Origin of the sequence: Serratia sp. 506_PEND (assembly GCF_001076875.1) — a bacterium.
Lineage (GTDB): Bacteria > Pseudomonadota > Gammaproteobacteria > Enterobacterales > Enterobacteriaceae > Serratia > Serratia marcescens.
The window spans coordinates 1-801 of sequence record NZ_JVEL01000362.1; the positions used below are offsets into that span (position 1 = coordinate 1).

The window sequence follows — 801 nt, forward strand, 5'->3', positions numbered from 1 at the left end:
CGGCCCCAGCGGCGAGATGCGGATACCGATGTGTTCGGAACCCCATTCGGCGATGGTGGCGTCGACCACTTCCAACGTCAGGCGGGTGCGATTCTCGATGCTGCCGCCGTATTGATCGGTGCGTTGGTTGGAAGCCGGTGACATGAACTGGTGCAGCAGATAGCCGTGGGCAGCATGCAGCTCGATGAAGTCGAAGCCGGCTTCGCGCGCGTTAGCGGTTGCCTGGCGGAAATCGTTGATGATGCCCGGGATCTCGCTGGTTTCCAGCGCGCGCGGTGTGGAGGTCGGTACGCGCACCCAGGCGCCGGTTTCATCTCGCACGGTGGTGCGGGTTTCGGCGTTGATTGCCGAAGGCGCGACCGGCGCTTGTCCGCCCGGCTGCAGGCTGGCGTGGGAGATGCGGCCTACATGCCACAGCTGTACGGCGATGTGGCCGTTTTTGTCGTGTACCGCCTGCGTGATGTGTTTCCACGCGGCGATCTGTTCCGGGGTATGCAGGCCCGGCGCGCCGGCGTAGCCTTTCGCCTGGAAGGAGATCTGCGTCGCTTCGGTCACGATCAGGCCGGCGCCGGCGCGCTGCGCATAGTATTCCGCCATCAGTGGCGTAGGAATATCGCCCGGTTCGATGCTGCGCAGACGCGTCAGCGGAGCCATAAACACGCGGTTGGGCAGGGTGACGGCGCCAACCTTCAGCGGAGAGAGCAATTTTTCAGTCTTCATAGTGCATCCTGTATTTAATAGACCGGTCGTCTAGTGATGGGCGATAAAAAAACACGAACTGCATTTTTCACGAAAAAAGAC

Annotated in this window: 1 protein-coding gene; it reads right to left on the reverse strand. The window is 61.4% G+C overall.

The annotated features are described in order from the left end of the window. Positions 1-720 (reverse strand): N-ethylmaleimide reductase (nemA, locus tag ADK28_RS11675; RefSeq protein ID WP_048795719.1); only part of this gene is annotated, 720 nt, incomplete at its 3' end. Positions 721-801: the final 81 nt, after the last annotated feature.